Genomic DNA, 24,310 nt, shown 5'->3' on the forward strand with positions numbered 1-24,310 from the left:
CTAATATTTCGCGATCAAAACCGTCATTTTCCTATGCAAGCATGGCGCAGCCACTTGGTAAAGGTTATTGAAGCACATCTGAGTCGAAACGCAACAGAATATTAAGGGTTTCTCAATGTCTTCCACATCCCCAACAGCCGGCGACGATTCGCCAACCGTCCATCTCGTCATTGCTGACGTCTGGAATGAAGGTGAAGAATCTCCGGTAGAAGTGCACCTGCTTTTGAAATCGGACGAGGATGAAGATCTCGTCCAGACGGTCCTCAGCATTCTTGCCGAAGAAGGCTACCATGAAGCCGAGCTTCTCGAGATGGGCACGCTGACCGAAGAACCGGAAGAAGAGCCGCACAAGAGTGCCTGGGCCACCGCGCTCAGCGGCGAAGTCGCGCTGATCGAGTTCGACGGCGACGACGAAGAAGAATAAGTATCAGAAGAAAGTGCCGGTTCCGACCGGCATTTTTTATCCAGCATCAAACAGCACCGCTTCTGCAGGAAGTATCGAAATGCAAAAAGGCCGCCTCGAAAGGCGGCCTTTTTCAGTTTCATATCTGTCGATCTTACTCGGCAGCGTTGTTGGTCATATCGACCAGCATTGCATTGGCTTCGGTAGAACCCGAAGACTTGCGGCGCTCATCGATAATCAGCTCGTCGCGTGCAGTTGCGATGCGACGGATCTGGTTGGTCATGCCGCCAGTACCGGCCGGGATAAGACGGCCGACAATAACGTTTTCCTTGAGACCCTGCAGCGTGTCCATCTTGCCGGCAACCGCAGCTTCGGTAAGCACGCGGGTCGTCTCCTGGAACGACGCAGCCGAGATGAACGAAGGCGTCTGCAGCGAAGCCTTGGTGATACCGAGGAGGACAGGATTACCGGAACCCGGCTTCTTGCCTTCTTCGATAAGACGTTCGTTGATCTCTTCCAGCTCGATACGGTCGACGTGGTCGCCCGGAATGTAACCGGTATCGCCGGATTCCGTGATTTCCACCTTCTGCAGCATCTGACGAACAATCACTTCGATGTGCTTGTCGTTGATCAAAACGCCCTGCAAACGATAGACTTCCTGGATTTCGTTCACGAGGTACGAAGCCAGAGCTTCGACGCCCTTGATCGCCAGAATGTCATGCGGTGCCGGGTTACCGTCGAGGATGTACTCACCCTTTTCGATGACGTCACCGTCCTGAAGATGGAACGGCTTGCCCTTCGGAATGAGATACTCGACCGGCTCGATCGTGTCGTCGTTCGGCTCGATGATGATGCGACGCTTGTTCTTGTAGTCGCGACCGAAACGAACGGTACCATCGATCTCGGCGATGACGGCATGGTCCTTCGGACGACGTGCTTCGAACAGTTCCGCAACGCGCGGCAGACCACCGGTGATGTCCTTGGTCTTGGCGCTTTCCATCGGCAGACGGGCGATAACGTCACCAGCCTTAACATGCGCGCCCGGCTCGACCGAAAGGATCGATTCCACGGAGAGCATGAAGCGGGCATCGCCACCCTTCGACAGTTTCAGGATCTTGCCAGCCTTGTCCTTGATGACCATGGCAGGCTTGAGGTCCGAACCGCGAGGGGTTGAACGCCAGTCGATAACGACGCGCTTGGTGATACCGGTCGACTCGTCAGCCGATTCCGAAACCGAGAGACCATCGACGAGATCTTCGAACTCAACGTAGCCTTCAACTTCGGTCATGATCGGACGGGTGTACGGATCCCACTCGGCAATACGCTGGCCGCGCTTGACCGTGTCGGCCTCATCAACAAACAGACGCGAACCGTAGGTCACGCGATGGACCGCACGTTCCTTGCCCGTATTGTCGAGGATCAGCACAGCCATGTTACGGCCCATCACCACGAGGTTGCCATCGGAGTTGCGAACCACATTGCGGTTACGCAGCTTGACGGTGCCTTCGTACGAAGCTTCGAGATACGAGCTGTCAACAACCTGTGCAGTACCGCCAAGGTGGAAGGTACGCATGGTGAGCTGAGTGCCCGGCTCGCCGATCGACTGAGCGGCGATAACGCCGACAGCTTCACCCTGGTTGACCGGAGTACCGCGTGCAAGGTCGCGACCATAGCACTTGGCGCAAACGCCGTTGCGGGTTTCGCAGGTCAAGGCCGAGCGGATGCGGATCGACTGGATGGCAGCCTTCTCGATGATCTCGACGTCCTTTTCCTCGATCATGCGGCCAGCCTCGACGATGACTTCGCCAGTGGTCGGATGCAGGATCGGATCGAGAGCCGTACGACCCAGAACGCGCTGGCCAATCGAAGCCACGATCTGGCCAGCGTCGACGATCGGCTGCATGGTGAGACCGATTTCGGCGCCGCAATCGACTTCCGAAATGATCGCATCCTGTGCAACGTCAACGAGACGACGGGTCAGGTAGCCCGAGTTAGCCGTCTTCAAGGCGGTGTCTGCCAGACCCTTACGGGCGCCGTGGGTCGAGTTGAAGTACTCGTTAACGGTCAGGCCTTCCTTGAAGTTCGAGATGATCGGGGTTTCGATGATTTCACCCGACGGCTTGGCCATAAGGCCACGCATGCCGCCCAGCTGACGCATCTGGTTGACCGAACCACGGGCACCCGAATGCGACATCATGTAGACCGAGTTCATCTGCTTCTGGCGACCGGTCACCGGATCAAATTCGACGGCCTTCAGGCGCGCCATCATCTCTTCGGTGATCTTGTCGGTAGCCTTGCCCCAGGCGTCGACGACCTTGTTGTACTTTTCGCCCTGAGTGATCAGGCCGTCATTGTACTGCTGTTCGTATTCGGTCGTAAGCGCTTCGGTGTCGGCAACGATCTTCGCCTTCGTATCCGGAATGACCATGTCATCCTTGCCGAAGGAAATGCCTGCACGGCAGGCATGCGCGAAGCCGAGCTGCATGATGCGATCGCAGAAGATAACCGTCTCTTTCTGACCGCAATGGCGGTAGACGTGATCGATCATCTTGGAGATGTTCTTCTTTGTCATCTCCTGATTGCAGATGTCGAAAGGCACGTTGACGTTCTTCGGCAGCAGCTCACCGGTGATCATGCGGCCAGGCGTCGTGTCGTAGATCTTCGACACAGGCTTGCCTTCGGCATCGACCGTCTTGAAACGGCCCTTGATCTTGGTGTGCAGCGTGACGACCTTGTTTTCAAGCGCATGCTGCAGCTCGCCCATATCGGCGAACATCATGCCCTCGCCCGGCTCCTTGTCTGCCACGATGGACAGATAATAGAGGCCGAGAACCATGTCCTGCGAAGGAACGATGATCGGTGCGCCGTTGGCCGGATGCAGGATGTTGTTGGTCGACATCATCAGCACGCGTGCTTCAAGCTGGGCTTCGAGCGACAACGGAACGTGAACAGCCATCTGGTCACCGTCGAAGTCGGCGTTGAACGCCGTACAAACGAGCGGATGCAACTGGATAGCCTTGCCTTCGATCAGGGTGGGTTCGAAGGCCTGGATACCAAGACGGTGCAGCGTAGGCGCGCGGTTCAGAAGAACCGGATGCTCACGGATCACTTCGTCGAGGATATCCCAGACTTCCGGACGTTCCTTTTCAACCAGCTTCTTCGCCTGCTTGACGGTCGAGGAGTAACCCTTGGCGTCAAGACGCGCGTAGATGAATGGCTTGAACAGTTCGAGCGCCATCTTCTTCGGCAGGCCGCACTGGTGCAGTTTGAGTTCCGGACCGGTCACGATGACCGAACGACCGGAATAGTCGACGCGCTTGCCGAGCAGGTTCTGACGGAAGCGACCCTGCTTGCCCTTGAGCATATCGGACAGCGACTTCAACGGACGCTTGTTAGCACCCGTGATGACGCGACCACGACGGCCGTTATCGAACAGCGCGTCCACAGCTTCCTGCAGCATGCGCTTTTCGTTACGGATGATGATGCCCGGAGCGCGCAGTTCGATCAGGCGCTTCAGACGGTTGTTACGGTTGATGACGCGGCGATAGAGATCGTTCAAATCCGACGTCGCGAAACGACCGCCATCCAGCGGCACGAGCGGACGCAGATCCGGCGGAATAACCGGAACGATCTTCATGATCATCCATTCCGGGCGGTTTCCCGACTCCAGGAAGTTTTCGACGATCTTCAGACGCTTCATCAGCTTCTTCTGCTTCAGGTCCGAGGTGGTCTCGGCCAGATCGACGCGCAGATCAGCGGCAATCTTTTCGAGTTCCATCGAAGCCAGAAGCTCGTAGATAGCCTCAGCACCAATGAGAGCCGTGAACTGATCTTCGCCGAATTCATCGACGGCGATCATGTATTCCTCTTCCGAAAGAAGCTGATGCTCCTTCAGCGAGGTCAGGCCCGGTTCGGTAACAATGTAGTTCTCGAAGTACAGGACGCGCTCGATATCCTTGAGCGTCATGTCCAGGAGCGTGCCGATACGGCTCGGCAGCGACTTCAGGAACCAGATGTGGGCAACCGGGGCTGCGAGTTCGATGTGGCCCATGCGCTCGCGACGAACGCGCGAGAGCGTGACTTCCACGCCGCACTTTTCGCAGATGATGCCCTTGTATTTCATACGCTTGTACTTGCCGCACAAGCATTCATAGTCCTTGATCGGGCCAAAGATGCGCGCGCAGAAGAGACCATCGCGTTCAGGCTTGAACGTGCGGTAGTTGATCGTCTCCGGCTTCTTGATCTCGCCGTATGACCAGGACAGAATCTTCTCAGGGCTGGCAATCGAGATTCTGATGGAATCGAACGTCTGTGCCGGAGCCTGAGGATTGAAAAGATTCATGACCTCTTGGTTCATGCCGTTCTCCTTGAGGGCGATCCGTCGCCCTGTGTCGTCGATGACAAGCTGAAAATCCTTGCCATCCTGAAAAGAAATCGCGGTACTACGCAGTTATGAACTGGCTTGCCGTAGTTTCGTTTCCGGTGCGGAACCGTGTTCCGCATATTCTGGAAACGATTATACGGGCGCGCCGCGGCAATACCGTGGCGCGCCCTTGAGCTTTATTCCGCAGCGTCAGGCAGGGCCTGCTGCTGTTCGTCGCGTGTATCGTCCAGCTCGACATTGAGACCGAGCGAACGCATTTCCTTGACGAGAACGTTAAAGCTCTCCGGAATGCCTGCTTCAAACGTGTCGTCGCCGCGCACGATCGCTTCGTAGACCTTGGTACGGCCTGCCACGTCGTCCGACTTGACGGTCAGCATTTCCTGCAGCGTGTAAGCCGCACCGTATGCTTCCAGAGCCCAGACCTCCATTTCGCCGAAGCGCTGGCCACCGAACTGGGCCTTACCGCCCAGAGGCTGCTGCGTAACGAGCGAGTAAGGTCCGATCGAACGTGCGTGGATCTTGTCGTCGACCAGGTGGTGGAGCTTCAACATATAGATGTAGCCCATGGTCACCTGACGGTCGAACGGCTCACCCGTACGGCCATCGTAAAGCGTCGACTGACCAGACGTTGCAAGACCCGCATCCGTCAGCATCGCGTTGATGTCGGCTTCCACCGCACCGTCGAAGACCGGCGTTGCGATCGACACGCCGCGCTTCACCTGGTTGGCCAGCATGAGGACGGAATCGTCGTCATAAGACCGGACCGGTTCGTTGCGGTCGTTGTCCGGATAGATGTGCTCCAGCGTATCGCGCAGCGGCTCGATATTGGCCGTCTTGCGATAAACGTCGATGAGCTCACCGATCTTCTTGCCCATGCCAGCGCATGCCCAGCCGAGGTGGGTTTCCAGAATCTGGCCCACATTCATACGGCTCGGAACGCCAAGCGGGTTCAACACGATGTCGGCATGCGTACCGTCTTCGAGGAACGGCATGTCCTCGACTGGCAGAATGCGGGAAACCACACCCTTGTTGCCGTGACGGCCAGCCATCTTGTCGCCTGGCTGGATCTTGCGCTTCACAGCGACAAAGACCTTGACCATCTTCATGACGCCTGGAGGCATCTCGTCGCCGCGCTGTACCTTCTCGACCTTGTCCATGAAGCGTGCTTCGAGCAGCTTCTTGGATTCGTCATACTGGCCACGCAGAGCTTCGAGTTCGCCCTGGAGCTTCTCATCGTCGACAGCAAACTGCCACCACTGCGACCGCGGATACTCGGTCATCAGTTCACGGGTGATCGTCGAGCCCTTCTTGAAGCCCTTCGGACCCGCTGCAGCGATCTTGCCATCGATCATGTCGGCAAGACGGCCATAGACGTTGCGATCCAGGATAGCCTGTTCGTCGTCACGGTCCTTGGCGAGACGCTCGATTTCCTCGCGCTCGATAGCCATGGCGCGTTCGTCCTTTTCAACGCCGTGGCGATTGAAAACGCGAACTTCCACAACCGTACCGTAGGTTCCGGGCGGCATACGCATGGAGGTGTCACGGACGTCCGATGCCTTTTCACCGAAGATGGCGCGCAGGAGCTTCTCTTCCGGCGTCATCGGGCTTTCACCCTTCGGCGTGATCTTGCCGACAAGAATGTCGCCAGGATGCACTTCGGCACCGATGTACACGATACCGGCTTCGTCGAGATTCTTCAGCGCTTCTTCCGAAACGTTCGGAATGTCGCGGGTGATTTCCTCAGGTCCAAGCTTGGTGTCGCGGGCAGCTACTTCGAATTCCTCGATGTGGATCGAAGTGAACACGTCGTCCGAAACGATCTTCTCGGAAAGAAGGATCGAATCTTCGTAGTTGTAGCCGTTCCACGGCATGAACGCGACGAGCACGTTACGGCCGAGAGCCAGATCGCCCAGATCCGTCGACGGACCGTCAGCGATGATGTCACCCTTCTGGATGGGATCGCCAACGCGTACGAGCGGACGCTGATTGATGCAGGTGTTCTGGTTCGAACGCTGGAACTTCATCAGGCGATAGATATCGACGCCCGACTTGGACGGATCGAGATCTTCAGTCGCACGGATAACGATACGCGTTGCGTCAACCTGATCGACCACACCGCCACGGCGTGCTGCAATAGCGGCACCGGAGTCACGCGCAACGACAGCTTCCATGCCCGTACCGACGAACGGCGCTTCAGCGCGAACGAGCGGCACAGCCTGACGCTGCATGTTCGAGCCCATGAGAGCGCGGTTGGCGTCGTCGTTTTCAAGGAACGGGATGAGAGCCGCAGCAACCGAAACGAGCTGCTTCGGCGACACGTCCATCAGATCCACGTTTTCACGCGGAGCCATCATCACTTCGCCTGCATGACGGCAGATGACGAATTCGTCAACGAAACCGCCCCGCTCGTCCAGCTCGACGTTAGCCTGCGCAACCGAGTGCTTGGCTTCTTCCATCGCCGACAGATAGACAACGTCGTTCGTTACCTTGCCGTCGACAACCTTGCGGTACGGGCTTTCGATGAAGCCGTACTTGTTGACGCGGGCAAAAGTTGCAAGCGAGTTGATCAGACCGATATTCGGGCCTTCCGGCGTTTCAATCGGGCAGATACGGCCATAGTGGGTCGGATGCACGTCGCGGACTTCGAAGCCAGCGCGCTCGCGGGTCAGACCGCCCGGTCCAAGAGCCGAGAGACGGCGCTTGTGGGTGATTTCCGAAAGCGGGTTGGTCTGATCCATGAACTGCGACAGCTGCGAGGAACCGAAGAACTCGCGCACGGCTGCAGCAGCCGGCTTCGCGTTGATCAGATCCTGCGGCATGACCGTGTCGATTTCGATCGAGGACATACGTTCCTTGATCGCGCGCTCCATACGGAGCAGACCGACGCGATACTGATTTTCCATCAGTTCGCCGACCGAACGCACACGGCGGTTGCCGAGATTGTCGATGTCGTCGATTTCGCCGCGACCGTCACGCAGTTCCACCAGCATCTTGACCACGGCCAGGATGTCTTCCTTGCGCAGAACGCGCACGGTATCTTCCGCGTCGAGATCCAGACGCATGTTCATCTTGACGCGACCAACGGCCGAAAGGTCGTAGCGCTCAGCGTCGAAGAACAGCGAGTTGAACATCGCTTCGGCGGAATCCATCGTAGGCGGTTCGCCCGGACGCATGACGCGATAGATGTCGAACAGGGCTTCCTGACGGCTTTCGTTCTTGTCGACAGCCAGCGTGTTGCGGATGTAGCCACCGATGTTGATATGATCGATGTCGAGGACGTTGATTTCCGTCTCGCCGGTGTCGATCAGAGTCTTGAGGACCTTCTCGTCGATTTCGTCACCGGCTTCGAGATAAATCTCGCCGGTTGCGTAATTGACGACATCTTCCGCAAGATACGAACCGAACAGATCGTCTTCCGTCGCCTTGATGGCCTTGAGGCCCTTTTCAGCAAGCTGCTTGGCCGAACGGGCGGTCAGCTTCTTGCCAGCTTCAAGAACGACTTCACCGGTGTCCGCATCGATGAGATCGGAGATGATCTTCATGCCCTTGAAGCGGTCAGCCGAATACGGGATGCGCCAGTTGTCGCCGTCACGCGTATAGGTGACAGTCTTGTAGAACGTCGACAGAATGTCTTCGCCGTCCATGCCGAGAGCCATCAGCAGCGTGGTGGCCGGCAGCTTGCGGCGGCGGTCGATACGTGCGTAGACGATGTCCTTGGAATCGAACTCGATATCGAGCCAGGAACCGCGGTAAGGAATGACGCGCGCGGCGAACAGGAGCTTGCCCGAAGAATGGGTCTTGCCCTTGTCGTGGTCGAAGAAGACGCCCGGCGAACGGTGCATCTGCGAAACGATCACGCGCTCGGTGCCATTGACGATGAAGGTGCCGTTGTCGGTCATGAGCGGCATATCGCCCATGTAGACATCCTGCTCCTTGATGTCCTTGATCGACTTCGCGCCGGTATCTTCGTCAATATCGAACACGATAAGACGCAGCGTCACCTTGAGTGGCGCCGAATACGTCAGATCGCGCTGACGGCATTCGTCAACGTCGAATTTTGGTGCGTCGAATTCGTAGCGAACGAATTCGAGCATTGAAGCGCCGGAGAAATCCTGAATTGGGAAAACAGACTTGAAAACCGCCTGCAAACCCTCGTCAGAACGCCCACCGGATGGTTCTTCAACCATAAGGAACTGGTCGTAAGATGCCTTTTGAACCTCGATAAGGTTCGGCATCTCGGCGACCTCTGGGATCTTGCCGAAAAATTTGCGTACGCGCTTGCGACCATTGAATGAATGGGTCTGAGCCATCGTCGCTCCTCGTTCTATAGCCTTGCGGCTTGCTCACGCCTTGCGGCCTTTATCATGCGCCGCCCTTCGGCGGTCCTTCGAGCACATGGTCCTTCAGATCGGCCCCTTCAGATCGGATGGATCGAAAAGGATCATGTGCAAACTTTCCAGAGCTGCCTTCCGCATCGTTACCGGCACGCGGCGCTCTTAACGGGCTAAAACCCGTTTCCTGAAAGCCGTTCCGGCACTCAGGAAAAGGGTTCCAGTCATCCGACCCACCAGGAAAGTCCGGCGGGAACTGGCGGATGGAAAACCATCCGCCAGAATAGTCCGAACTTACTTGAGTTCGACCTTGGCGCCAGCAGCTTCGAGCTGTGCCTTGATCTTCTCAGCTTCGTCCTTCGAAGCGGCTTCCTTGACAGCCTTAGGAGCGCCTTCGACGAGGTCCTTAGCTTCCTTGAGGCCGAGACCGGTGATTGCGCGCACTTCCTTGATCACGTTGATCTTGTTAGCGCCGCCATCGACGAGAACGACGTCGAATTCGGTCTTTTCTTCAGCAGCAGCGGCAGGAGCAGCGCCACCAGCAGCAGCAACTGCAACAGGAGCAGCAGCCGAAACGCCCCACTTCTCTTCGAGAAGCTTCGAAAGCTCTGCAGCTTCGAGAACGGTCAGTGCCGACAGGTCGTCAACGATCTTTGCGAGATCAGCCATTTTGGTATTTCCTTAGTTTCAAGGTTTGAACAATTGACAGCGAAAAACGGCCTTACGCCGCCTCGTTCTTCCGGGCGTGCGCGCCAATTACGCGAGCGATCTGGCCCGCTGGTGCGCTGGTAAGTACTGCGAGACGCTGAGCCGGGGTCTGGATCATTCCAACCAGCTTTGCGCGCAGTTCGTCGAGCGACGGGAGCGAAGCAAGCGACTTGACGCCATCGGCGTTAAGCGTCGTTGCACCCATTGCACCACCGAGGATAACGAGCTTGTCGTTAGCCTTGGCGAATTCGACGGCTACTTTCGGAGCAGCAATCGGGTCGTTTGCGTAAGCAACAACCGTCTGACCTGTAAACAGATCAGAAATGCCTTCCGATTCCGTGCCCTGAAGAGCGATCTTGGCAAGGCGGTTTTTCGCGACTTTAACGGACCCACCTGCATCACGCATCTTCGAGCGAAGATCGCTCATCTGCGCAACGGTGAGACCGGTATAGTGGGCCACGACGACCGAACCGGACTCTTTAAAAGCGCCGTTCAGCCACGAGACAAATTCGCGTTTTTCCGCTCTATCCACTGTCTCTCTCCAGTAGGCAGGACCACATGGCCCTGCCGGGTTGCCTTTGCCGGACGAACTTCACAGTCAGCCCGACGTTCGAGGATCCTGTCCCCTTCAGCTATCCTGGAAGCCAGGCGTCACTCAAAGGCAACTACGGTTCAAACCTTGCATGCGTATTCACGCGAAACAGGGTTATTCCACGTCTCATGCAGGCCACATGTTTAAGGACAATCATCCGAAGATGATGATCCGCCTGCAATCTCGGACAGGATAACCGGACTTTCGTCCGGCTATCCGGATCGTGCGATCCGGAATTTTTGCCTTTCGCCCTGCTTTACAGGACTGGCTGGCAGCCACGCCTCCCCAACCGGAAAGGCTTGGACTCCGGCGAACCAGAGCCCATGAAAACTTAGGCGACGACCTTGACGGTTGCCGGATCGACCTTGACGCCAACGCCCATGGTCGAGGAAAGCGATACGCGCTTGACGTATTCACCCTTGGCAGCCGACGGCTTTGCCTTGATGACGGCGTCAGCGAAAGCCTTGATGTTTTCTTCGAGCTTGGCATTGTCGAAGGAAACCTTGCCGATACCGGCATGGATGATACCAGCCTTCTCGACGCGGAATTCGACTGCACCGCCCTTGGAAGCAGCAACAGCGGCTGCAACGTCGGTGGTGACGGTGCCAACCTTCGGGTTCGGCATCATGCCACGCGGGCCGAGAACCTTACCGAGACGGCCAACGAGCGGCATCATGTCCGGGGTTGCAATGCAGCGATCGAAGTCGATCTTGCCGCCATTGACGATTTCGAACAGTTCTTCCGCACCGACGATGTCGGCGCCAGCCTTCTTGGCTTCTTCAGCCTTGTCGCCGCGAGCGAAAACAGCAACGCGAACCGTACGGCCCGTGCCATTCGGCAGGTTGACAACGCCGCGAACCATCTGGTCAGCGTGACGCGGATCGACGCCGAGGTTCATCGCGATTTCGATGGTTTCATCGAACTTGGCGACAGCACGTTCCTTGACGAGGCCGATAGCAGCCGACAGATCGTACAGCTTGTTGCGATCGACGCCTTCACGGATCTTGTTAATGCGCTTGGAAATCTTCGCCATCGTCTCAGCCCACCACTTCCAGGCCCATCGAACGGGCAGAACCTTCGATCATGCGCATCGCTGCTTCAATATCAGCGGCGTTCAGATCCTTCATCTTCGCTTCAGCGATCGTGCGAACCTTGTCGCGGGAGATCGTGCCGGCGCTCGCCTTGCCCGGGGTCTTCGAACCGGACTTGAGGTTAGCGGCCTTCTTGAGGAAGTAGGTCACCGGAGGGGTCTTCATCACAAAAGTGAAAGACTTGTCCTGGTAATAGGTGATCACGACTGGAATCGGCGAACCCTTTTCCATTTCCTGCGAGGCAGCGTTGAACGCCTTGCAGAATTCCATGATGTTGATGCCGCGCTGACCCAAGGCCGGACCGATCGGGGGCGACGGATTGGCCGCACCTGCCGCTACCTGGAGCTTAAGCTGGCCTGCAATTTTCTTAGCCATTGCTTTCTGCCTTTTTAATTTGCCGGAAAATCCGGCTTTCTCGATTAATGCCGGAAACTCCGGCTCTCGACTGACGCCAGCTGAACTGGCGGGCAGTTCGGTGGTTCGGAGCTCGACGACCGGCTAAGCCGCCTTCCCTTCCACCATTTCACCCTGCCCGAAATTCGGTCAGGGTGAATGCCCTTGCGGGCAAAACGATCAGAGCTTGTCGACCTGACCGTATTCCAGATCCACAGGCGTTGCGCGCCCGAAGATGGAAACCTCAACCTTGAGACGCGCACGCTCTTCGTCGACTTCCTGAACGATGCCGTTGAACGAAGCGAACGGACCATCGGAAACGCGAACGTTTTCGCCAATCTCGAAGGATACCGAAGTCTTTGGACGTTCGACACCATCCTGAACCTGGTTCAGAATCTGGTCGACTTCCTTCTGGGAAACCGGAACAGGCTTGGAATCGCCAAGGAAACCGGTGACTTTCGGGGTATTCTTGATAAGCGAGAAGACGGCATCCGTGAGGGTTGCACGAACCAGCACGTAACCCGGGAAGAACTTGCGCTCTGCGTCAACCTTGCGGCCGCGGCGCACTTCAACGATCTTCTCGGTCGGCACAACGATCTGCTCGATCAGCTCGGACAGACCCTTCTGCTTCGCCTTGGCTTCGATATCCTCGGCGACCTTCTTTTCGAAATTGGAATAGGCGTGAACGATGTACCAGCGCGCCGTCATCTAAAAACTCCCCAATCCTAACTTATCGACCAAGGCCGAGAATAAATTCTACGCCATAGGCCATAAGCTGGTCGGCAAGAAAAAAGAACGCGGCAGCCAGAAACGCCATAATCACCACCATAATGGTGGAGATGACCGTTTCACGCCGTGTAGGCCAGGTCACCTTCGCCGTTTCGGCGCGAACCTGCTGAAAAAAGGTGATCGGATTCGTTTTGGATGCCATCTGCCGCTCTGTCATTGATCCGGCGCTACCCCCAAACCCTAACCCGTCGAAACGAATCAGAAGCCTGAAGTCACGCGTATACGGCACGCAAAGCTGAAAATTCAGCCCCACGCGCCGCGTGTCTGTTGACGCTACATAGAATCGATTCCCGAAAAAAACAAGCCCAAAGGTTAAAAGAATACCATACAGGCTTATCGGAAATCCGATCCTTGCGAATATCACTCGGCGCACCATCCAATCGTGCGGCGGCGATCCTTCCCTACCCGGCCAACAAATCCCGCAGGGAATTATCATTTTCAACGACGTCGCCTTGCCGAAGCCTGCGCCACCGTCGAAAAGGTAAGGCGGCATAGATTGCCGCCTAACTTATAATATAGAAAACGGGCGCCCATAGTCAAGCCATGAGCACCCGTTATAAAATGGCAGGGGCAGCAGGGCTCGAACCCGCGACCTACGGTTTTGGAGACCGTCGCTCTACCAACTGAGCTATACCCCTATGCGGCATTGCAATGCCTGATCGGCAGAATGCCAGACTGGCAGCGTAACCGCCAGTCAAATTGATTACTCGATGATCGAGGAGACGATGCCTGCACCGACGGTGCGGCCGCCTTCACGGATAGCGAAGCGGAGCTTCTCTTCCATGGCGATCGGCACGATCAGGGTGACGTCCATAGCGACGTTGTCGCCAGGCATAACCATTTCCGTGCCTTCCGGCAGCGTGACAACACCGGTCACGTCCGTCGTGCGGAAGTAGAACTGCGGACGGTAGTTCGTGAAGAACGGCGTATGACGGCCACCTTCGTCCTTGGTCAGAATGTAGGCTTCTGCCTTGAACTTGGTGTGCGGCTTCACAGAACCCGGCTTGCAGAGAACCTGGCCGCGTTCAACGTCCTCACGGCCAACGCCGCGGATCAGAGCGCCGATGTTGTCGCCAGCCTGGCCCTGATCGAGCAGCTTGCGGAACATTTCAACGCCGGTAACCGTCGTCTTCGCCGTCGCCTTGATGCCGACGATTTCAACTTCTTCACCAACCTTGACGATACCGCGCTCAACGCGACCCGTCACAACCGTACCACGGCCCGAGATCGAGAACACGTCTTCGATCGGCATCAGGAACGGCTGGTCGATCGGACGTTCCGGGGTCGGAATGTAATCGTCAACAGCGGCCATCAGCGAACGAACGGCGTCTTCGCCCAGTTCCTTCGAAGAATCTTCCAGAGCAGCAAGAGCCGAGCCCTTGATGATCGGAACTTCGTCGCCCGGGAAGTCGTACTTCGACAGAAGTTCGCGTACTTCCAGTTCAACCAGTTCGAGCAGTTCTGCATCGTCAACCTGGTCGCACTTGTTCAGGAACACGACGATTGCCGGAACGCCAACCTGACGAGCGAGCAGGATGTGCTCACGGGTCTGCGGCATCGGGCCGTCAGCGGCCGAAACAACCAGAATTGCGCCGTCCATCTGGGCAGCACCGGTGATCATGTTCTTCACATAGTCAGCGTGACCTGGGCAGTCGACGTGTGCATAGTGACGGTTCGGCGTTTCGTACTCGACGTGTGCCGTCGAGATCGTGATGCCGCGGGCGCGCTCTTCAGGAGCGGCGTCGATCTGGTCATACGCCTTGAACTCGCCGAAAAACTTCGTGATCGCTGCAGTCAGCGACGTCTTGCCATGGTCAACGTGACCAATCGTGCCGATGTTAACGTGGGGCTTCGTACGTTCGAATTTGCTCTTTGCCATCGCCGTTGTTCTCTTTGTTCTAGAACCGCTCAAGCGCCAGCACAAAAGCCTTTTGGCTTCCGGGCCAGCATTTATGCCAAAACGGAACGGCGAACCGCCCGTCGATGATTCCTTACACGCCAAACCGCTCTGAAAAATTTGGAGCGGGTAGCGGGAATCGAACCCGCGTATTCAGCTTGGAAGGCTGCTGCTCTACCATTGAGCTATACCCGCGCACTCTTAACTCTGATCCGACAGTGGTGGAGGGAGTTGGATTTGAACCAACGTAGGCATAGCCAACGGATTTACAGTCCGTCCCCTTTAACCACTCGGGCATCCCTCCAGATATCACTATCAGCAGAGTCGAGCGACTAGGCATTTCCGCGGGGCTTCTGGCTGACTGTTGGGCCAGCCGTCGATCCGCGAGGGGCCTTATGACGATAAGCTTATCCCCTGTCAACAGGGTAAAAGCGAAAAGAATGCATGTCCGTCCACAACGTCGTGGAAAGATCCTCTTCCACGCTCCTGTTCCATAGGCTCAAACGCCCGCATTTCTCAGGATTTTCCAGCCATCAGAGATTATTTTGCAATCAGAACAGCCTGATAGCAATCACAGGTGAAGTCGCTATCTTCCGCTCACCTAAAGAGTTATAAGCACGCCATGACCGATCAAAACTCGCCCCGCACCCCAAAAGATTCTCATTATGCGCGCCTGCGCCGCCAGCATCGCGACCAGAAGGCCGTGACCGAAGGCAAATCACCGCGCAAACCGCAGCGTCCTTCCATTTCGGCAGGCGCCGTGACTGAGGGAACCGTACGGCTTTATGGCCTGCATACAGTCCGCGCCGCCGTGGAAAACTCGGAACGCAAGATATTGCGCATGCGCGCGACACGAAACGGATTCGCCCGACTTGAGATCGGAGAGGCTGAATCTCTCCCCTTCCCTGTCGAAATCGTTGATCCGCGCGATATCGACAAGGAAACCGGTTCCGAGGCCGTCCATCAGGGCGTCATGATAGAAGCTGAACCGCTGCGCGCCCGTAAACTGTCCGAACTGAAGGACAGCCCGCTGCTTCTCGTTCTCGATCAGGTGACGGATCCGCACAATGTCGGCGCTATCATGCGTTCAGCCGTCGCCTTCGGTGCTGGCGCGCTGATTACGACAAGCCGTCACAGCCCGCAGGAAACCGGCGTTCTGGCAAAGGCCGCCTCCGGTGCACTCGAAATGATCTCTCATATCGAAGTGCGCAATCTGGCCGAAGCGATTGAAGAGCTGCACAGCCTCGGGTTCCAGACCATCGGTCTTGATTCGGAAGGACCGCAGGAAATGGAAGCCACCTTGTCCGGCGGACGAATCGCCCTGGTACTGGGTGCAGAAGGCAAAGGCCTGCGTCAAAAGACGCGCGAAACAGTCACCGCGCTTGCCCGCCTCGACATGCCGGGTGAAATCAAGTCGCTCAACGTATCGAATGCGGCTGCAATCTCGCTTTATGCTGCTGAGCGATATCTGCGCGCACGTTGATTCGAGTATGACCCTTCAATGAAATGCCTCCCGGCCGGTTGGCCTTCCCGGAGATATAGATATCGAATCGCGATGACCCGGAGCGGTTCCAGCTCAAACAGAAGCGTGGAACCGCTCTATCTCTTTGTTTGTACGCATTATCCTACGCGAAACCGCTTCACACTTTCGCTGGAAATACTCTCAGGCAGTGGCGATATAGGTGCGAATATCTTCCGCCTCGCGCTCAACATCTTCGATGCGCCGCTTCACAACGTCACCAATCGAGATGATTCCCACGAGCTTGCCATGTTCTTCCACCGGCATATGGCGGAATCGGCTTCGTGTCATGATTTCCATCACCTGATTGATCGTGTGATGTTCGCGACAAACCTGCACTTTTGCCGTCATGACCTCGGTGACCGGCATACTCATGGCCTTGGTTTCTTGAGCGGCGACAGCACGCACCACATCGCGCTCTGACAGGATTCCCTTGATTCGACCGGCCTCGTCGCACACCACCAGAGCGCCGATCTTGTGTTTGTTCAACATGGCGACAGCGTGAGATAGTGTATCGGCAGGTGCGATAACCACTACATCCCTGCCCTTTGTCTCGAGAATCGATCTTACGGTCATGCCAAAGTCCCTCCAAGATTTAGCACTCGCTGCTTCTGGCGTTCAAACGCCATATGAAGCAGAACGCAGTTCCTCCCACCACGTTCCATGATGGTGCGCTTCGATCGTCCGATTAGCAAGTGGCATCAAATGGGGAGAAGGCTTTGTCAAAGCCAAAAGAGTGCAGAACCCTATCGCCTCAGCACGGCATCATAGCTGCGTGGGCGGTCCATCAGTGAAATACCGAAAAAGCCGGCGATGAAGCCGCCTATATGCGCTTCCCAGGCAATGCTGGAAAGGTCCGCCCCGCCAGTCGAGTAAAGACCGGTAATGATGTTGATCAGGAACCAGACACCCACAAAAGTCAGGACGGGCTTCAGCGTCAGGGTCAGCCCTACCGGAAGAACGGGGCCTGCGAATTCCGATCTGCGTCCATGGCCGATGCGACGAAAACCGTAACGCGCCGCTGCACCCATCATTCCCGAAATCGCGCCCGATGCGCCCACCAGTGGCGAAACGCTGTCCGGATAGATCGCGTAATGGGTCAACCCGGCAATCACCGAAGTGAATATCCAGAAAACGATCATTCGTCCGGTACCGATGCGCCCGGCCAGCGGGGAACCGAAAGCCGCAAGCCAGATCATGTTGACGGCAATATGGGCGAAGCCGCCATGCATGAAGGAATAGCTGATGAGCGTAAAAAGTGCGGCGGGATCGGTGAACCCGTCCGCCAGCGAGAACCGCGCCGGAATGAGCGCGAAGTTCAGCATGAATTCATAGTTCTGCTGCTCGCTGATGAGGTAGTTCTGATAAATATAGACTGCGGCGCAGAGGCCAATCAGAGCGAGAACAACGCCCGGAATATTGAACATCGGCTCACTACCGCCCGACCGGCGGTTACTGCCGTTCATTTCCGGCTGGGGAACGCTCATGAACTGCTGCTTTCTATTTTATGCGAAGCACCGCAATTGGACCGAAGGAGCCTTTTGCGTCTGGTCGATGCATGTTGATAGGGCAGAATTTGTTAAAAATAAAGGCCGACGGAGGTTCCCGGTCGGCCTTCACGCGAACAGAAATCTTTCGCGAAATTAAATCTGGAGCTCAGAAAAACGCCAACCAAGTCAAAGGCTTCGTCTGATGCCCTATCAAAGCGCGTCTTTCAGTGCCGTGCAACCATTACTTATTATTAACCTTAACGAACGAGCCCGGTGGATGAAGAAAGGGTTAAACTGGCATCCTCGCCGTTAATACTATTTTAATGCGTTCAACAGCGGAGCCAGCCTCCGCGTGCAACGGACAAATCAACGGCGCATGATGAAACACCGCAGTACGATCGCGATTTTCGCCGAATGGCAGCGTTTGGCCCGCACTGAAAGCGGTTTCTTTCGCGCGCCGATGCGCGAACAGATCGAGCCGCGCAAGCTCGGGCGCCATCTGTCCGACCTCTTCTTCCTTGAGGCTGAAAAAGACGGCGACCTGTCGTTTCGTCTGGCGGGAACACGCATCTGCACCCTTTTCGGTCGCGAACTGAAGAACACACGGTTTCTCTCACTCTGGTCCGAGCGAGACCGGGCAGCCCTTGGCGAACTGTCGGAAAATGTAAGTAGCCTGGAAGTCCCTGCCCTCGTGTCGCATGTGGGAATCAGCATGTCCGGGCGAAGCCTCGGGCTGGAAATGTTTCTCGCCCCGCTGGAGGCGCCAAACGGGCAGATCAGCCTGCTTGGCAGCATCGCCGTGCTTGATTCCGTCGCATGGGTCGGAGCCGATCCAATCGTCCTCGGGCATTTAAATTCCATCGACCCGGTGGCGCCCGATCTGATTCTTGCGGATGACATCCGAAAATCGGCTGCCATCACGGTGAATGCACCCCGAACAGGCCGGGAGTGGACGAATGTTCGCCTGACGCAGCTACAGGAGCACGCCGCTCCGAAATTGCGCGTCATCAAGGGCGGCAAAGCCTGACTTAGGGTTGAAATCGCGATTTCTCTTTATCGACGGCTACTGTATTGTGGCGGATAATTAAGAGTACCCAATTTCGAGATGGATCGGCTTTGATGAATAGATTTGCTGCGGCATCTACTGCAAGCAATGTGCGGCAGGAAAATTTCAACGCCGTGAATGTCGATCTCAACGGTCGCTACATGCTGGAAAATCGCAGCGAATTTCCCTGCATCATCAAGCGCATGTCGCCTGGAACTGCGCTCATGAGCGGTATTGCAACGCCGCGCAACGGTGAACGGATCATCGCCTATATCGATCACGTGGGACGGATTGAAGGAATTGCCAACGAGGTTACATCCGAAGGTTTCCACATTCTCCTGTCGACCTCCGAACAGAAGAAAGACAAGCTTTCCGCACAGTTGACCTGGCTTGCCAACAAGCACGAACTTGCCCTGCCGGAAGATCGCCGTCACGAACGTGTTGTGCCGCGCAAAACCCAGCAGAACATTACTTTTGCCGATGGCGCCCAGAGACTGTGCCGCATTGCGGACCTTTCGCTTTCCGGTGCGGCAATCGAAAGCGAGTTCAAGCCCGCGATCAAGAGCGGCGTCATGCTTGGACCGATCCGGGGAACTGTCGTCCGTCATTTCCAGGGCGGTTTTGCAATCGAGTTCGCCACCATCCAGACCAGCACAACGCTGGACAATCTTTTCGGCTGAAAGCATCCGCCCAAAAGATGAACGCGCGTCAAGGTTACGGAATGGCAAACCGCGAAATGCCCGCAATCACGAAAAAACCGCAAAAACAGCCCATTTTGCCCTGAATTTGTCCGTTCGTTGACAAAAAGTTTCAGCGTTATTTGCACTTTTAATCGAATTTGACTCGCATTTTCGTGCGCAAATTTGCGTGCCTTCAAATTGTCTAAGTCATCTTGGTCTCCAACAGGGAGACAAAAGAATGACAAAGCAAACCATCATCGCAGCCATCCTGATGCTGCTCGGAATCGGACTGGCAGAGGCAGCAAGCCCCGCCTCCAATTCACCGTGGATGACGACCGGCGAACGCACTTCGCAGCCGATTGGCCACTACGAATTCTGCGATCGCTACAAGTCCGAATGCAACATCACCAGCCGCAACAGCAATATGCTGAAACTGACGCCGGAAATCTGGAAGCAGATCATTGCGGTCAATGCGAGCGTCAACGAAAAGATTGCGCCGATGACCGATATGGAAGCCTGGGGTCGCGAGGAATACTGGGAATATCCGACAACAGTCGGCGACTGCGACGACTACATGCTTTTGAAGCGTCGTGAACTGATGGCGCTCGGCATCCCGGCAAATACGCTGCTTTTCACAGTGGTTCGCCAGCCAAACGGTGAAGGCCATGCGGTTCTGACCGTTCGCACCGACCGTGGCGACTTCATTCTCGACAATCTCGATACCCGCGTTCTCGCCTGGAACAAGACCGACTATACCTATCTCAAGCGCCAGTCGACCACGAACACCGGTAGCTGGGTCTCAATCAAGAGCGACCGCGAACTCTTGGTTGGCAGCATCAAGAACTAATCAACAGATTAATCGAACAAGGACGGGTCGTCAGTCTCCCTCTGGCCCCGTCCTTTTTCTTTTCAGGCCAGCTCCAGCCCACGCATGAAAGATCGGGCCTTCTCGACGTAATGCTCTGCGGAAAGTCTGAGTTTATCGACCGCAGCATCGTCCAGTTCCCGGAGGATCCGCGCAGGAGAACCGACGACCAGCGAATTATCCGGTATTTCCTTGCCCTCTGTCACAAGCGCCCCTGCCCCGATCAGGCAGTTTTTTCCAATCTTCGCGCCATTGAGAACAATGGCTCCCATACCGATCAATGTGTTGTCGCCAACGGTGCAGCCATGAAGTATGGCCCGATGCCCGATGGTACACCCTGCACCGACTGTGAGCGGAAAGCCGATATCGGTATGCATGATGGTGTGTTCCTGAACATTGGTGTCATCGCCAATGGTGATCGGCTCATTATCGCCGCGCAAAACGGCACCGAACCAGAACCCGGCATTCTCACCCACAACGATCTTGCCGATCAGGGTCGCATCGGGCGCGATCCAGTTACTGCTGCGGTCCGCGAATAGCGGCTTGTGCCCGTTATATGCATAGATCGGCATGTTCTTCCTCCATCAGCAAACTCGATATTGAATCGCTAAGCCGTTTCAAGCAGTCATACAAGCACGACTTCACGCTCTGTTAACCATAAAAGACCGATATTCTTTTGCAATATCATCACCATGACACCCAGATGGAAACAGCACCAAATTACACCGCCTCGAAAATGGGAAGCCGCCTCTTCGGCTGGCTGCTGTTGGCGGTTATCGTTCTGATTCTGCTTTCGGTTGCCGTAAATGTTGGCGGGCGTCTGCTTGGTCCGCTGATTGCGCGCGGCGGACACTCCGACAGCACGCACGCGTATGAAATCATCATTGGCAACAATGTCCTGTCGATTCCAGCCAATATGATCCGCTTTTCGAACCAGCGACGTGACGGGGTGACGGGGCGTCTCGATCTTTATGCCCGCTGGCCGGGGCTTACCGGCTATACGGAACGCGACCGCGCCATCTTCAACCTTTTGACCCCGAAACGGCATCTCATTTTCATGTCTATCGAACAGCGAACCATGTCCCGCGACATGAGCGGGCGCTATCTGCCCATCTATGCCGAGCTGATAGACCCGAACGGGGAAACCGCCCCCGGAAACCTGACGGTACACCGTTTTCTGGAAAGCAGCGGTTACAAGGGCGAGGAACTGGTCCTGTCCGATCCGAGCAGCGGCAAGCCGGAATTCGTTGCACGATGTCTTGCGGATAGCGGTGCGGAAAGCTTCAATTCATGCGAGCGCGACGTCCAGTTCGGCCGCGACTTGCAGATACTTTATCGCTTCCCCCGCTCCATGCTTGGCGAATGGAAGTCACTGGACAAGGCGATCGTCGATTTTGCCAACGCTCATCTCCTTGACGGCAAGCCCGCCGACTGACGCCGAACGAAAATGAGTAATGGAGCGGCCGCCAGATAGATTGCGGGCCCAAACAGCCACACCCATCCGTTCCAGCTGGCTGCAGTCCTCATATAAAAGGCTGTAAAGATAACCGGCCCTGCGACGGCACTGATATTTGTAAGACTTGCCAACATCCCCTGAAGCGCGCCTTGCTCGTCTTGACTGGTCTTATCCGACAGGACGGATTGCAGAGCTGGCATCGCTATCCCGCCAAATGCCAGCAAGACGAGAATTGGCACAGTCATCCATCCTTCTGTCGCGATCGCGAGAGATGCCATGCCCAGCCCGTCAGCCGCTATTCCGATGATTATCGTATATCCAGCTCCAATTGTTGCGACGAGACGCCCCGTACCAAGCCATTGAAACATAGCATGCAGCAAACCGAACGCCGCAAGTGACAAGCCGACATATGTCGTATCCCAATGGAAACGATCTTCAGTGAACATCACCCATAAGGCAGCTGGTATTTGCCCTACCAATTGCAGGAGAAAGAAAACCCATAGCAACGGTTTCAGCCCCTTCTGCACACCCGATGGCATAAGAGCGCCATGAAGTCCCTTCGCCTGAGGCTCCGGTTTGGTTGTTCGGCGTACCTCCGGCATCACAAGGTAGACAGATAGGGCCATGAGACCGTTGACCGCGGCGGCGGCCGCAAATGGAGCTGTCGGTGATATACTTCCTAACGCGCCGCCAACGACCGGTCCAAGAATCATACCGCCGCCATAACATGCACCCAGCCAGCCAAAAGCTCGAGCACGTGTGCCCTCTTCCACCGTATCCGCTATGCAAGCCCCTGCAACCGCCATCGTTGCCCCCATCATGCCCGATAGGATGCGCCCGGCATAAAGAACCCAGAGATGAGGGGCGGCAGACATGATGGCATAGTCGATCATCGCACCAATGAGCGAGCCAAGCAGGATCGGCTTCCGGCCAAACCGGTCGGACATTCCCCCTAGAATTGGGGCAAAGAACACCTGCATCAGTGCATAAAGAGACAGCAACACGCCATAGTGCCCCGCCACATCGTCGGAATGAGCCACATCCCGCAGCAAACTGGGCAGGACAGGCATCACCAGCCCGATTCCCACCGCGTCCAAAGCAGTAACGGCGAGAACAATCATCAATGTGCGTTTCATGCCAGTCTCACAATTTATCAACGATAAGGAACTGGACTTAAAATTTATCAATGATAAGTTGTCAAGACTCAACTGATTGGTGAGCACATTGGCAAAACTGCACCGTGATGCCGTGATAAAAACGGCACTGGAACTATTGAATGAGGTCGGTGAAGAAGGCCTGACGACCCGTCGTCTGGCGGAACGGCTGGGTGTGCAACAACCCGCTCTCTACTGGCACTTTAAAAACAAACGTGTGCTGCTGGATGCCCTTGCAGAAACGATTTTGGCAGAGCATCACGACCACGCCTTACCGCGCGCTGGGGAGAACTGGCGTCATTTTCTAATTGAAAATGCACATAGTTTCCGACGGGCATTGCTGACTTATCGTGACGGTGCGCACATTCACGCCGGAACCCGCCCGAATAACAATCAGGCGGGACAGGCGGAAACCCAGATCGAGTTTTTGATTCAGGCAGGCTTTGCACCCGCAAATGCAGCACGCGCGCTAATCGCCATAAGCCATTATGTTGTCGGTTCAGCGCTGGAACAACAGGCCGACATCTACGAAAGCGTGCCGGGCGATGCCGTAAGCATCACTGCGACATCGGAAATTGCCCAAGCCATTGCAATACTGGATGCAGACGGCGCAGAAAATCTGTTCGATTTTGGCTTGATGCTATTAGTCGATGGACTGGAACGACATCGGCAGTCCTGAGCGCCTCTACTCCCCGTTCAACTCCTGGAAAGCTCTTCGTCCATCTTCCCTGAACTTGATCTGGCTGAGCGGAACTCCGCTCAAAAGATGCTCCTCCGTGGCAGCCAGCACGATCTCCAGCTTTAGTATTTCTGCCGACCCAAGAAACTTCCAGCATCCTTTTCCTGCGAGAAGCGAGTAGTTGTGGTCCATGACATAGGCTGCGGCGGCGTAAGCGCCGTCGCATTTCCCGATGCTTTGCGGTTCATCGAGGATCTCAATGACCGACCGTGAGCCATCGTCCTGCTCGGTTTCGATAGTGCCGAGGACTTCTGCGCGCGCCGCTAAGGACAGGGCCACCAAAAGCATGGCCAATGAAAAACCGAATTTCATAAAGACACCCAAGGGTCAAAACTATCTGGCGTTCTCAGGGATAATCGCAAATCTCATAACCGCTCAGCTCTGATTCCACGCCCGCCTTGATCCAGAAGAAAACGCTGCCTTCGCTCGTCAAATGGGCGGTACATAAAGCGACGACATTTTCCTTGCCGACGGGCGCCTTGCTCGCGCAAGAGGCTTTCCAACTCGCGATCCGCTCGATGGTATCCTTCTTGATATCGGGAAACCCGAAATAGATGGTCTTGAAGTTCTCTGCGAGCTTCGGGCAGGTTCCGTCATCCTCGATAGCCTGCGCACGGACGACTGATGGCAGCATGACAGAAAGGGCCAGCGTGGCAGCGATGATCTTCATGAATCCTCATTAGTCATATCTGGAGTCATATCTGGACAACAAAACGCCCTCTCCATAGGAAAGGGCGTCAAAGAACATCCCTGCCCGGCATCAGCGTCGTTTGC

At 56.1% G+C, this 24,310-nt stretch carries 22 protein-coding genes and 3 tRNA genes; 7 read left to right on the forward strand and 18 right to left on the reverse strand.

Annotated features, from left to right (window positions below):
- Window positions 1-115: 115 nt before the first annotated feature.
- On the forward strand, window positions 116-424 hold the full coding sequence (locus OHI65_RS16705) for a hypothetical protein (RefSeq protein ID WP_125300182.1): 309 nt from the start codon (window positions 116-118) through the stop codon (window positions 422-424).
- Between the two features lie 133 nt (window positions 425-557).
- Here OHI65_RS16705 and rpoC read toward each other — a convergent pair whose 3' ends face one another.
- The 12 genes from rpoC to OHI65_RS16765 form a co-directional block, all read right to left on the reverse strand.
- Window positions 558-4,760: a DNA-directed RNA polymerase subunit beta' gene (gene rpoC, locus OHI65_RS16710; protein WP_012091907.1), complete on the reverse strand. Its 4,203-nt coding sequence runs from the start codon at window positions 4,758-4,760 to the stop codon at window positions 558-560.
- 203 nt (window positions 4,761-4,963) lie between these two features.
- Entirely contained in the window at window positions 4,964-9,097 is a 4,134-nt protein-coding gene (gene rpoB, locus OHI65_RS16715; RefSeq protein ID WP_125300181.1) for a DNA-directed RNA polymerase subunit beta, read from the reverse strand.
- 315 nt (window positions 9,098-9,412) lie between these two features.
- A complete protein-coding gene (gene rplL, locus OHI65_RS16720) occupies window positions 9,413-9,787 on the reverse strand; it encodes a 50S ribosomal protein L7/L12 (RefSeq protein ID WP_061346151.1) in 375 nt (124 codons plus the stop codon).
- A 52-nt stretch (window positions 9,788-9,839) separates the two neighbouring features.
- On the reverse strand, window positions 9,840-10,358 hold the full coding sequence (rplJ, locus tag OHI65_RS16725) for a 50S ribosomal protein L10 (RefSeq protein ID WP_010659905.1): 519 nt from the start codon (window positions 10,356-10,358) through the stop codon (window positions 9,840-9,842).
- 391 nt (window positions 10,359-10,749) lie between these two features.
- A complete protein-coding gene (gene rplA / locus OHI65_RS16730) occupies window positions 10,750-11,451 on the reverse strand; it encodes a 50S ribosomal protein L1 (RefSeq protein WP_010659904.1) in 702 nt (233 codons plus the stop codon).
- A gap of 4 nt (window positions 11,452-11,455) precedes the next feature.
- Complete coding sequence (rplK, locus tag OHI65_RS16735) at window positions 11,456-11,884, reverse strand: 50S ribosomal protein L11 (protein WP_010659903.1); 429 nt, start codon at window positions 11,882-11,884, stop codon at window positions 11,456-11,458.
- Window positions 11,885-12,082: 198 nt separating this feature from the next.
- Complete coding sequence (nusG, locus tag OHI65_RS16740; RefSeq protein WP_006467043.1) at window positions 12,083-12,610, reverse strand: transcription termination/antitermination protein NusG; 528 nt, start codon at window positions 12,608-12,610, stop codon at window positions 12,083-12,085.
- Between the two features lie 22 nt (window positions 12,611-12,632).
- Window positions 12,633-12,833 (reverse strand): preprotein translocase subunit SecE, encoded by a 201-nt coding sequence (gene secE, locus OHI65_RS16745; protein WP_002964376.1) that lies wholly within the window; start codon window positions 12,831-12,833, stop codon window positions 12,633-12,635.
- A 420-nt stretch (window positions 12,834-13,253) separates the two neighbouring features.
- Window positions 13,254-13,329: transfer RNA gene (locus tag OHI65_RS16750), tRNA-Trp, on the reverse strand.
- Between the two features lie 65 nt (window positions 13,330-13,394).
- Complete coding sequence (gene tuf, locus OHI65_RS16755; RefSeq protein WP_012091906.1) at window positions 13,395-14,570, reverse strand: elongation factor Tu; 1,176 nt, start codon at window positions 14,568-14,570, stop codon at window positions 13,395-13,397.
- 139 nt (window positions 14,571-14,709) lie between these two features.
- Window positions 14,710-14,783: transfer RNA gene (locus tag OHI65_RS16760), tRNA-Gly, on the reverse strand.
- Window positions 14,784-14,807: 24 nt separating this feature from the next.
- Window positions 14,808-14,892 (reverse strand) — tRNA-Tyr (locus OHI65_RS16765).
- Between the two features lie 318 nt (window positions 14,893-15,210).
- Here OHI65_RS16765 and rlmB point away from each other — a divergent pair.
- Complete coding sequence (rlmB, locus tag OHI65_RS16770; protein WP_125300180.1) at window positions 15,211-16,071, forward strand: 23S rRNA (guanosine(2251)-2'-O)-methyltransferase RlmB; 861 nt, start codon at window positions 15,211-15,213, stop codon at window positions 16,069-16,071.
- A 180-nt stretch (window positions 16,072-16,251) separates the two neighbouring features.
- On the opposite strand, the gene OHI65_RS16775 is transcribed toward rlmB, so the two are convergent.
- On the reverse strand, window positions 16,252-16,683 hold the full coding sequence (locus OHI65_RS16775) for a CBS domain-containing protein (protein WP_012091904.1): 432 nt from the start codon (window positions 16,681-16,683) through the stop codon (window positions 16,252-16,254).
- A 170-nt stretch (window positions 16,684-16,853) separates the two neighbouring features.
- The gene (locus tag OHI65_RS16780) at window positions 16,854-17,594 is read right to left on the reverse strand and encodes a rhomboid family intramembrane serine protease (protein ID WP_029928849.1); all 741 of its coding nucleotides are present in this window, start codon (window positions 17,592-17,594) and stop codon (window positions 16,854-16,856) included.
- Between the two features lie 382 nt (window positions 17,595-17,976).
- On the opposite strand from OHI65_RS16780, the gene OHI65_RS16785 reads away from it, so the two are divergent.
- The 3 genes from OHI65_RS16785 (at window position 17,977) to OHI65_RS16795 (ending at window position 20,169) form a co-directional block, all read left to right on the forward strand.
- Window positions 17,977-18,624, forward strand: coding sequence for a PAS domain-containing protein (locus tag OHI65_RS16785; RefSeq protein ID WP_264359173.1), 648 nt, complete (start codon window positions 17,977-17,979; stop codon window positions 18,622-18,624).
- A gap of 92 nt (window positions 18,625-18,716) precedes the next feature.
- The gene (locus OHI65_RS16790) at window positions 18,717-19,322 is read left to right on the forward strand and encodes a PilZ domain-containing protein (protein WP_010659896.1); all 606 of its coding nucleotides are present in this window, start codon (window positions 18,717-18,719) and stop codon (window positions 19,320-19,322) included.
- A 238-nt stretch (window positions 19,323-19,560) separates the two neighbouring features.
- On the forward strand, window positions 19,561-20,169 hold the full coding sequence (locus OHI65_RS16795) for a transglutaminase-like cysteine peptidase (RefSeq protein WP_010659895.1): 609 nt from the start codon (window positions 19,561-19,563) through the stop codon (window positions 20,167-20,169).
- Window positions 20,170-20,231: 62 nt separating this feature from the next.
- On the opposite strand, the gene OHI65_RS16800 is transcribed toward OHI65_RS16795, so the two are convergent.
- Entirely contained in the window at window positions 20,232-20,759 is a 528-nt protein-coding gene (locus OHI65_RS16800) for a gamma carbonic anhydrase family protein (protein ID WP_264358752.1), read from the reverse strand.
- 131 nt (window positions 20,760-20,890) lie between these two features.
- On the opposite strand from OHI65_RS16800, the gene OHI65_RS16805 reads away from it, so the two are divergent.
- Entirely contained in the window at window positions 20,891-21,622 is a 732-nt protein-coding gene (locus OHI65_RS16805; RefSeq protein ID WP_125300178.1) for a hypothetical protein, read from the forward strand.
- Here OHI65_RS16805 and tet read toward each other — a convergent pair.
- Entirely contained in the window at window positions 21,592-22,779 is a 1,188-nt protein-coding gene (gene tet / locus OHI65_RS16810; protein WP_125300177.1) for a Tet(A)/Tet(B)/Tet(C) family tetracycline efflux MFS transporter, read from the reverse strand. The genes OHI65_RS16805 and tet overlap by 31 nt on opposite strands.
- Window positions 22,780-22,858: 79 nt before the next feature.
- Between tet and tetR the strand changes: the two genes are divergently transcribed.
- Window positions 22,859-23,476 carry a tetracycline resistance transcriptional repressor TetR gene (gene tetR / locus OHI65_RS16815; protein ID WP_305038204.1) on the forward strand — a complete coding sequence of 206 codons (618 nt, stop codon included), beginning with the start codon at window positions 22,859-22,861 and terminating at the stop codon, window positions 23,474-23,476.
- A 6-nt stretch (window positions 23,477-23,482) separates the two neighbouring features.
- Here the strand turns inward: tetR and OHI65_RS16820 are convergent, their stop codons facing one another.
- Both OHI65_RS16820 and OHI65_RS16825 read right to left on the reverse strand, forming a co-directional pair.
- Window positions 23,483-23,848 carry a hypothetical protein gene (locus OHI65_RS16820; RefSeq protein WP_125300175.1) on the reverse strand — a complete coding sequence of 122 codons (366 nt, stop codon included), beginning with the start codon at window positions 23,846-23,848 and terminating at the stop codon, window positions 23,483-23,485.
- 34 nt (window positions 23,849-23,882) lie between these two features.
- Complete coding sequence (locus OHI65_RS16825; protein ID WP_125300174.1) at window positions 23,883-24,206, reverse strand: hypothetical protein; 324 nt, start codon at window positions 24,204-24,206, stop codon at window positions 23,883-23,885.
- Window positions 24,207-24,310: the final 104 nt, after the last annotated feature.

Source organism: Brucella sp. MAB-22 (assembly GCF_025908475.1).
GTDB classification, from domain to species: domain Bacteria; phylum Pseudomonadota; class Alphaproteobacteria; order Rhizobiales; family Rhizobiaceae; genus Brucella; species Brucella anthropi.

Bases quoted from the DNA above. Each gene is read 5' to 3' on its own strand.
- OHI65_RS16705 (WP_125300182.1), top strand. From the start codon at position 116: ATGTCTTCCACATCCCCAACAGCCGGCGACGATTCGCCAACCGTCCAT.
- rpoC (WP_012091907.1), bottom strand. From the start codon at position 4,760: ATGAACCAAGAGGTCATGAATCTTTTCAATCCTCAGGCTCCGGCACAG.
- rpoB (WP_125300181.1), bottom strand. From the start codon at position 9,097: ATGGCTCAGACCCATTCATTCAATGGTCGCAAGCGCGTACGCAAATTT.
- rplL (WP_061346151.1), bottom strand. From the start codon at position 9,787: ATGGCTGATCTCGCAAAGATCGTTGACGACCTGTCGGCACTGACCGTT.
- rplA (WP_010659904.1), bottom strand. From the start codon at position 11,451: ATGGCGAAGATTTCCAAGCGCATTAACAAGATCCGTGAAGGCGTCGAT.
- rplK (WP_010659903.1), bottom strand. From the start codon at position 11,884: ATGGCTAAGAAAATTGCAGGCCAGCTTAAGCTCCAGGTAGCGGCAGGT.
- nusG (WP_006467043.1), bottom strand. From the start codon at position 12,610: ATGACGGCGCGCTGGTACATCGTTCACGCCTATTCCAATTTCGAAAAG.
- secE (WP_002964376.1), bottom strand. From the start codon at position 12,833: ATGGCATCCAAAACGAATCCGATCACCTTTTTTCAGCAGGTTCGCGCC.
- tuf (WP_012091906.1), bottom strand. From the start codon at position 14,570: ATGGCAAAGAGCAAATTCGAACGTACGAAGCCCCACGTTAACATCGGC.
- rlmB (WP_125300180.1), top strand. From the start codon at position 15,211: ATGACCGATCAAAACTCGCCCCGCACCCCAAAAGATTCTCATTATGCG.
- OHI65_RS16775 (WP_012091904.1), bottom strand. From the start codon at position 16,683: ATGACCGTAAGATCGATTCTCGAGACAAAGGGCAGGGATGTAGTGGTT.
- OHI65_RS16780 (WP_029928849.1), bottom strand. From the start codon at position 17,594: ATGAGCGTTCCCCAGCCGGAAATGAACGGCAGTAACCGCCGGTCGGGC.
- OHI65_RS16785 (WP_264359173.1), top strand. From the start codon at position 17,977: ATGAAACACCGCAGTACGATCGCGATTTTCGCCGAATGGCAGCGTTTG.
- OHI65_RS16790 (WP_010659896.1), top strand. From the start codon at position 18,717: ATGAATAGATTTGCTGCGGCATCTACTGCAAGCAATGTGCGGCAGGAA.
- OHI65_RS16795 (WP_010659895.1), top strand. From the start codon at position 19,561: ATGACAAAGCAAACCATCATCGCAGCCATCCTGATGCTGCTCGGAATC.
- OHI65_RS16800 (WP_264358752.1), bottom strand. From the start codon at position 20,759: ATGCCGATCTATGCATATAACGGGCACAAGCCGCTATTCGCGGACCGC.
- OHI65_RS16805 (WP_125300178.1), top strand. From the start codon at position 20,891: ATGGAAACAGCACCAAATTACACCGCCTCGAAAATGGGAAGCCGCCTC.
- tet (WP_125300177.1), bottom strand. From the start codon at position 22,779: ATGAAACGCACATTGATGATTGTTCTCGCCGTTACTGCTTTGGACGCG.
- OHI65_RS16820 (WP_125300175.1), bottom strand. From the start codon at position 23,848: ATGAAATTCGGTTTTTCATTGGCCATGCTTTTGGTGGCCCTGTCCTTA.
- OHI65_RS16825 (WP_125300174.1), bottom strand. From the start codon at position 24,206: ATGAAGATCATCGCTGCCACGCTGGCCCTTTCTGTCATGCTGCCATCA.